The 2,919-nt window shown below is 45.4% G+C and carries 1 protein-coding gene; it reads left to right on the top strand.

Annotated features, from left to right (window positions below; translation table 11 throughout):
- Positions 1 to 2,779 (top strand): T6SS effector BTH_I2691 family protein (locus tag OGX91_RS00330; RefSeq protein WP_286625109.1); only part of this gene is annotated, 2,779 nt, incomplete at its 5' end.
- Between the last annotated feature and the right edge of the window lie 140 nt (positions 2,780 to 2,919).

Here is a 2,919-nt window from a genome sequence, read left to right as displayed (position 1 = left end):
AAATCATAAATGTGACTGTATGTCACAGGGACCGGCATTACTACCTGTACGCTATGCGGTGGTTCCTGAATATATTAAAGAGCCATTGCCGGCGTGGGCAAAACCTGGAGTATCAGCTTACCCGGCGGAAAACGAAAACTACCACTATGCGCTACGCGCGATGCGCAGGGGCTATATCTATATCTACTATCCGTACCTGACGGACTGGGAAGCGTGGTCGGTGTGTGATGACGGCAGTTTGTGGAAACAGCTGTCGGCGAAAAATGTTCTGGAGAAATCAGAGCCAGACTGTCGGCAGGGAACGTACAGTGATGGCGGAAAGGATTTTCTGACGCTGCCTTATGAAGTCCTGGATAATGATATCTGGATAGCATTCACGCAGTGTCCCTGGACGGAAAAAACGATGGAGCGTTACGCGGGCGATGACGGTCAACGGCAGCGCAGAATGCAGCGCCTGAGTTCTCCGAACTGGACGGCGCCCCAGGCTTCACAGCAAATAACAGAGGCAACCACAGCAAATCTCGCCAGGGTTCTGGATTACATCCCGGCGCAGGGCAGCCAGCTGAGTCCGGCAATGCTGTTACCGTATGGCACCCATACTAAAATCCGCGTCAGCCAGTGTGTGAGTGAACGCTATGCCATAGTCAAAGAGCCGGGGCCGCAGGAGACATTGTATCCGTGGAAGAACGGAGTGGCCGGAAATACAATCCGGCAGATGAAGGAACGGGGTGTGAGGCCAGACGGTTCCCCCGTGACACCGTTGCTGATGGCGTTGCATGATGCAGCAGGGATAACGCATGAGCTGACGGGATGGACGAATGATGTCCTGGCGATGGCGAAGATATTTGGTGAAGAACGCGCCCTGGAGTTCTGTACCCAGAGCCTGATAAACGGAGTTAAGGAGATTGTTAACAAAAGCTCGGAACAGAATGTTGAAGCCCAACTTTCTGTATTACCCCAGGAAACATATATTTCTCCTCCTGCAATGGATTATTCTTATGATATGTATGTCCAGAATGAGAAATCTAAAGGTACAGACCCGAAGGATATACTAACTCGCGAAGAATTCGAAAAGCAGGTAAAGGGAAAACAAAACGAAGTTTATAAAAAACAACAGGTAGCTAATGATTGGTCTAAATATTCCCGAATGATCAATCAGAGTAAATGGGACTCTTTTAATCAATGTTGCACTGATCTAACACCAAAAATTGATGAACAGCTCGCTAAGCTGGTGAGCTATCGTTGTGAATGGTTACAGACTTCGTTATTTATAACAGTATTACAGGATTTTTTCTCTAATGACCCTGTTGATAATGCGTACTATCGTGAAATAGCTGCCTTCGCGATGGCTGGTCTTGGTGAGTCGCCATCAGGTGCAAAATTGCTGGATGACTGGATAGGCGCATATACCACGACAAGTGAAGCTAATCTCGTCTGGAGAACACATTTTTATAATAATCCAGAGATCATGGCAGATGCGGAGTCATTATTGGCTAGCTTGCGTCAGTGTAGCATAGCGCCGGTTTCTGAAAATGATGTGCTCTACTTTTTTGAGAAGAATGGCGCTAAACTTAATAAAATATTTAAAGGTTTTGAAAAAGCAACGAGTGAAATTTCAAAACCTCTGGCTGGCAATGTCGTATTCTCGAAAAGAGTGCTGTATCAAATGGATCAGCACATGGCAACCGTAGGGGCCAGGTTTTTTTCCGTATCACGGATTGGACCAGTTCTCAACACCATGAATGACCTCATTGTTCGAACCCTTTTCTCGCTATCTTCTGGAAAGTCAGAGTTAGAAACCAAAATATTGTTCAGCAAATATTTTGGCTGGGCCACGGAACGCAGGGCTTACATTACCGGCACTGTTTTTTACAGCCCGCAAAGAGCCATTCGGGCCGATCTTCTCCGGGGGGCGAGTAAGAAATATACCGCACTTGAAAAAGCGTATGCCAATTATCTTAGCCAGCCTGCGGGATCTTCTGGTTATGCGGTGACAAGTATTAGAATTTTTGTTTTATTTTTCAATGTTGCTGAGTTGTATAACCAACTCGATAATTTTAAAAATGAACCTGCTAACTACGCGAAGGTAGTCAGCGCAATATCGGCAACGGCAAGCGGGATAATTGATATTGCAACCCCTGCGATGGAGATCATTCTTAAAGAGAGAAATAGTCTCCATTACATGAAAATGTTTGGCGCAGGATGCTCGTTGATAAGTGCTGGCCTTTCGCTGGGATTAGATATTTCAACATTATTGAATAAAGTTAATTTACCGAATTCCAGTAAAAAATGGGCATTTACGGGCTTATATTCAATCAAGACTCTTAGTGATGTCGCCATTATTGCCAAAGCGGAAGGAAAATTGATGTCGGTGCTGATTGAACGCTTTGGCTGGGATACCGCTAAAGGGGAATTAGCCGTATGGCTGGGGAGGGCAGCTGCGCCTCAATTAACAAAATTAGGCGTCGAATGGGTGGGACTGTTGGCCTCGTGGGAGGTAGCCCTGTTATTGATGGTCGCTGAATATATTTTGACGGAATATTATTCACGTGATGCGTTACAGTCGTGGATTGAGAATAGCTTGTTTGGTGATGATTGTTCGATTGATATCGACAGTTATTCGCCGGAAAGAATCAATATGTTTATTGATGAGACCCGAAATTCACTGCAAGAAAGCTTACGTCAATTATCTTCAGGTAAAAAAACACAACGTGGGAAACCAATAATTTACTGGCCATTTATTATCTATGATGAGCCGGAAGTCCCTGTTGTGGTTTAATTGTGGAGCAGCGAAATACTATGACAGAAGATGACGAACTGTTTGCTGATATGCCACGGACCTATATCCGGGGACTGGAGAAGGGAAAAGGGTATGTGAAAGAAAACTATCTCCGGGAGCGCAGGGAGTGGATAAAATTA

This window comes from Citrobacter sp. Cpa228, assembly GCF_030333085.1.
Lineage (GTDB): Bacteria > Pseudomonadota > Gammaproteobacteria > Enterobacterales > Enterobacteriaceae > Citrobacter > Citrobacter pasteurii.
Note: the sequence above shows the minus strand (reverse complement) of the source record. Positions and strands in the feature narration are given on the sequence as shown.